This window comes from Streptomyces sp. NPDC029466 (assembly GCF_055574515.1).
Window position 1 is genome coordinate 1 of sequence record NZ_JBVHZH010000083.1, and the last position, 5,302, is coordinate 5,302.

Here is a 5,302-nt window from a genome sequence, read left to right on the forward strand (position 1 = left end):
CCGGACGAACTCCCACTCGGCATCCGACAGTTCATGGCGACGTATCACCCGACCATGATCCACCACCCGAGATCATTTGAAGACACTGCCTAGGGCACGGCGACGCACTCCCCGGCGCCATCGGGCACGGTGCTCCGCACCGGGTTGGTCAGCCGTCCGATTCCCTCCACCTCCGACTCCAGCAGATCGCCCGGCCGCAGGGCACGCGGCGGCCGCATGTAGTCGCCGCTGCCCGCCGGGGTTCCGGTGAGCACCACATCACCGGGCCGCAGGGTGAAGAAGCGGCTGAGGTAGGCGATCAGCGCCGGGACGCCGAAGACCATGTCGGCCGTCGAACCGTCCTGCACCGTCTCGCCGTTGACCCGGGTACGGATCCGCAGCCGCTGCGGGTCCGGTATCTCGTCGGCCGTGACCAGCACCGGTCCGAAGGGGCAGAAGGTGTCCAGGCCCTTGCCCCGCAGCCACTGTCCGTCGCGCTCCTGTAGGTCACGGGCGGAGATGTCGTTGGCGACGGTGTAGCCGAAGACGTACCGCAGCGCGTCCGCCTCGGACACCTGCCGGGCCTCGGTGCCGATGATGACCGCCAACTCCGTTTCCCAGTCCACCCGTTGGGTGAGTTCCGGGTCGATGACGACCGCCTCGCCGCTGCCGATGACGCTGGAGGAGAGCTTGGGGAAGAGGCAGGGCTCGGCCGGGCGTTCCCGCCCCCGCTCCGCGAGGGCGTCCCGGTAGTTCAGCCCGACTCCGTACAGCGCTCCCGGCCGGTACGGCAGGGCCGGTACGAGGTCGGCCCCGGTGGGCAGTTGGCCCCACGACCACGGCAGGGTGCCGCCGGCGATGACCTCCGCCAGGGAGATAGAAGGCGGTGCCAGCCGCCAGGGGTCCTGCGGGGCCAGCCGGCCGGCGAGCCGGTCGCGTCCCTGATGGATGAGGGTGGCCAGATACATGGGGCTCTCCAGGGCAGTACGGCGCCCCGTCGCGGGTGCGGTCGGGCGCTCGGCAGATGCGGAGGAAGCGTTCGGTGTGGGGCAGCACCCCGTGCGCGCCTATGACGCCGGGCACCGTGCGTTCGGACAAGCGGGATCCGCATCTCGGCCCCGCCCCTGGGCGGTCCGTGACATGATTTACTCCTCAACAACAAGGCATGTCCCATTAATTGGGACTCGACACCATCCAGTGAGACGCAGTGAGCTGACCGTACGGGAGACCACCCGTCGGCCGCAACGGCCGGATCTGCTGGAAAATGCGGGGAAGGCACGGCGGCCGGACGACGCCGGGGGGAAGGGCGGGCGGAGGACCCGGGACCGTTCTGCGGCTCGACGGCCGGGCGGCCACCGGCCGTTCCACGCACCGCCCTTGAGGCCGTTTTGGAGTGCGGGGCGTTTCTCCATACGATCCGGCAATGATCACAAGAAAACGGCTGGCGGCCGGGGTGTGCGGCCTGCTCGCCGCGATAGCCGTCGGGCTGCTCCCCACACCTGCCGTCGCCGGTGAACCGGCGGCGAAGTCTTCCCCCAAGGTCGAGTTGACGCTCGATGTCAGCGGCTCGATGCGGGCCCGGGACATCGACGGGCAGAGCCGGATGGCCGCCGCGAAGCAGGCGTTCAACGAGGTACTGGACGCCGTGCCGGACGATGTTCAGCTCGGCATACGCACCCTCGGTGCCAACTACCGCGGCGAGGACCGGAAGGTCGGCTGCAAGGACACCCGGCAGCTCTACCCGGTCGGACCGCTCGACCGGACCGAGGCGAAGACCGCGGTGGCCACCCTCGCGCCCACCGGCTGGACGCCCATCGGACCCGCCCTGCTGGGTGCGGCCGACGACCTCAAGGGCGGCGACGCGACCCGCCGGATCGTCCTCATCACGGACGGCGAGGACACCTGCGCCCCGCTCGACCCCTGCCAGGTGGCACGGGACATCGCGGCCAAGGGCATCCATCTCACCGTCGACACCCTCGGCCTGCTGCCGGACGCCAAGACCCGCAACCAGCTGAGCTGCATCGCGGAGGCGACCGGGGGTACCTACACCTCGGTCCAGCACACCAAGGAACTCCGGGACCGCGTACACCAGTTGGTCGACCGCGCGGCCCGGCCCGTCGTCACTCCGAAGCCGACCGAGGGTGCCCAGGAGTGTGCCGGCGCCCCGGAGCTCAAGGCCGGTCTCTACACCGACCGGGAGAAGTTCGCCGAGCACCGCTGGTACCGGGTGGCGGTCCGGCCCGGCCAGGAACTGCGCGCTTCAGTGAGCATCGCCGCCGACCGCGCGGTCAACAACGACTACGGGGTCCTGCTGCGCGCCTCGACCGTGCACGGCCGGGAGATCGTCCGCGGCGCGGAGGCCGGTGACGGCCGTACGGATGTGATCTCTTCCGGGCTGCGCTACCCCAAGGCACCGCTCGCGTCCTCGGACGATGCGGAGCCGGCGACGGAGACCGTCTGTCTCCAGGTGAGCAACTCCTTCTCGGCGCCCGCCTCGGTCAAGACCGACCCGGGTCTGCCGGTCGAGCTGACCGTCGACCTGGTGGACGGTCCCGACGAGGCCTCCGACGCGGCCTTCTTCGGCCTCGGCCACGGCTGGTGGTACCTGATCGCCCTGGTGCTCACGGGCCTGGTGGCCGGTCTGCTGTGGGGCTGGATCTCCCGTTGGCGTGTCACCGTCTGGAGGACCAACTGATGCGCACCCTACGCACCCTGATGACGGCCGTGGTGGCGAGCGCGGGGCTCCTCGGCCTGGCGGGCACCGCCGTCGCCGACAGCCCCTCCCCCAGCGCGAGCACCAGCGCCGACGCGGAGGCGGCCGCTCCGACGGAGGCCGGCACCTCCTTCCGTACCGCGACCGCCATCAAGCCGGACCAGCGGGCCACGGCCAGCGCCTCCACCGGCGACTACCTCTACTGGGTGCTGCCCGTGGACGCGGGACAGCGCGCCACCGTGAAGGCCAAGGTGACGCTCCCGCAGGCCGCCCGGCACGGCGCCGCCACCTGGCAGCTCGATGTCTACGACGGGCTGCGCCGCCGTCAGGCGTGTATGTACGGCGCGCAGACCAGGAAGGCGGCACCGGACGCCGGGTCCGTCGAACTGTCCTGCACCCTGCGCACGGTCCGCGCCTGGGCGGAACCGTGGGCGAACGATCCGCTGCCGGGCAGCTACTACGTCCGGCTGACGGTCGTCGACCTACCCAAGGACGACCTCGGTCTGCCGGTACGCGCCGAGATCGACGCCACCACGGCCGACACGGGCGGTGCCCACGCGGTGGACGGCAGCCTCGCCGCGCCCCTGGTGCCCGGCGCCGCCACCGCGACACCACAGGCCGGGGAGAGCAGCGCTCCCGGGGCCTCCGCGGCCCTCGGTGAGCCGGACGGCGGCTGGTCCTCGGGCTGGTGGTCCGACCGCTGGATCTGGACCGCGGTGGGCGGGGTGCTCGCGGCCCTCGCCGGAATCGCCGGCTACCGCTTCACCCGGGGCTCCGGCCGCCCGTCCCACCTACCGCCGGGCGCCTGACCGGACGGGGCGGCCAGGGCCCGGTGCCGTGGCCGCCCCGCACCGGCTTTCTCCCGATGCGGGAGCCGGATGCGGGGAGCCGGAGGCAGGGAGCCGGCCGCGGCCGATGAGGCACCGTCAGCGCGCAGCGGATGGGCGGTGGGTGAGGCCGCCGTCAGCGCCCATCGGCCGCGTCCGGTAAGGCCCCGTCAGCACTCAGCAGCTGCAGCAGCTGAGGCATTCACAACAGCCGAGGCATTCGCACCCGCAGCCGCTGCAGTCGCAGTTCTGGCAGCAGCCCTCGCGCTTCTTGCGCGACCACGGTCCCTCGAACTCCTCGGCACAGCAGAGCTGACAGGTGCAGCACAGCCCGATGGCGACCGCGCAGCCGGCGAAGAAGCCCCGGGGCTTCTTCGGCTGCTGCGGGAACTGCGGCATCCCACCGCCGCCACCGCCCGAGCCGCCGCCGTCGCCGCCGCCCGGACCGCCCGAACCGCCCGGGGGCCTCTGGCCACCGTGGTAAGGGTTCTGCGGCCCGTTCAGATGCTGCCCGCCCTGGGCGTACGGGCCACCGGCCGGTGCCTGGCCGTACTGCGGGGGCTGACCGTACGGGGCGGTCTGAGCGGGCCCGTTCCCGTACGGGTTGCCGCCCTGGCCGCCGTACGGGTTCGGCGCGCCGTGTCCCTGATGGGAGCAGGCGGCGGTACCGAAGGCCCGGTCCACCGACCGGCGCAGCTCGTGCACCAGGAGCACATGCACCAGGGTGGAGTCGGTGAACTCCACCTCGCGCAGGGCGAGACGGATGCCGTGCAGGGCGTCATCGCACAGCCGGCGGGCCTGCGCCGTGGTGGCGCCGGTGGCGGTGAGCGGGTTCCAGGCGCCCTCGGCGGCGTCCGCGGTGCGGTCCTCGACGGCGTCGAGGAGATGCGCCAGCCGGCCGAAGAACCGGCCGGCCTCGGCCAGCGGTGCGGCGTTGCCCGGCCGGCCCGCCAGCACGGCGGTGTGGGCGAAGGCCGCGGCGGTCGCCGTCTCGGTCGGTTCGGTGATGACCGTCAGCGGCGTGCCGGGACCGGCCAGTTCCTCGATGCCCACCTGCCGGTCGACCGCGTCGACCAGCACCGCGGTGTCGAAGCCGAGGGCGGCGCCGGTGCGCGCCCCGGCCCGGTCCCAGCCCGCGGCGACCTTGCGCGCGGCGGCGGCCACCGGCCGGCGGCGCAACAGGCCGTTCCGGTCGGCGACATGGTCACGTATCTTCGCCGAGGCGAGCACGAGGGACACCGAGGCGGCCAGCCGCGCGCCCTCCCCCTTCGCCACCGACGCGGTCCGCATCCCCCGCAGAGGGCAGGGGCCGGCGGTGCGGCGGCCGGCCTCCGCGGGGCCCGACTGAGCATCCGTCAGCACCGAGACGATCAGCCCGTCGTAGTTCGTGACGACCCGGGCGAACTGCCCGTGATCGCCGCGCAGCGCGAGACAGAGGCCGCACAGATGGGCCATCCACTCGGCTTTGAGCCCTTGGGACAGGCGATGGGTACACGGCCTGACGATTCCGAACATATGGAAGCCCCCGTAAGAAGTCGGTATGGGCCGGCCGGAGAAGAGCGCGGCCGGCAGCGGCCGAAAGAGCGTAGCGAGTGCGCCGCTGACCTGGACACTTGCCCCTGATGCGGGGCCCGGTATTGCGGCTGACGCCCCGTCATCGGGGCCGGATCGGCCCGCGTCTACGGGGAGGGCGGGTGGGGGGGGGCGGGTGAGGGGGGGGGAGAGAGGGGGAGGGAAGGAGGGAGGTGGGTGGGGGGGCAAAAGGGAAAGAGAAAGGGAAAGG

The 5,302-nt window shown here is 72.6% G+C and carries 4 protein-coding genes; 2 read left to right on the forward strand and 2 right to left on the reverse strand.

Annotated features, from left to right (window positions below; genetic code table 11):
• Window positions 1–89 precede the first annotated feature (89 nt).
• Window positions 90–947, reverse strand: a complete 858-nt coding sequence (locus ACZ4XD_RS36080) for a fumarylacetoacetate hydrolase family protein (protein WP_468049605.1) — start codon at window positions 945–947, stop codon at window positions 90–92.
• 455 nt (window positions 948–1,402) lie between these two features.
• Between ACZ4XD_RS36080 and ACZ4XD_RS36085 the strand changes: the two genes are divergently transcribed.
• Window positions 1,403–2,674, forward strand: coding sequence for a VWA domain-containing protein (locus tag ACZ4XD_RS36085; protein ID WP_468049607.1), 1,272 nt, complete (start codon window positions 1,403–1,405; stop codon window positions 2,672–2,674).
• Window positions 2,674–3,501 (forward strand): hypothetical protein, encoded by an 828-nt coding sequence (locus ACZ4XD_RS36090; protein ID WP_468049609.1) that lies wholly within the window; start codon window positions 2,674–2,676, stop codon window positions 3,499–3,501. Before ACZ4XD_RS36085 ends, ACZ4XD_RS36090 begins: the two co-directional genes overlap by 1 nt.
• Window positions 3,502–3,696: 195 nt before the next feature.
• On the opposite strand, the gene ACZ4XD_RS36095 is transcribed toward ACZ4XD_RS36090, so the two are convergent.
• On the reverse strand, window positions 3,697–5,034 hold the full coding sequence (locus ACZ4XD_RS36095; RefSeq protein ID WP_468049611.1) for a DUF5685 family protein: 1,338 nt from the start codon (window positions 5,032–5,034) through the stop codon (window positions 3,697–3,699).
• Between the last annotated feature and the right edge of the window lie 268 nt (window positions 5,035–5,302).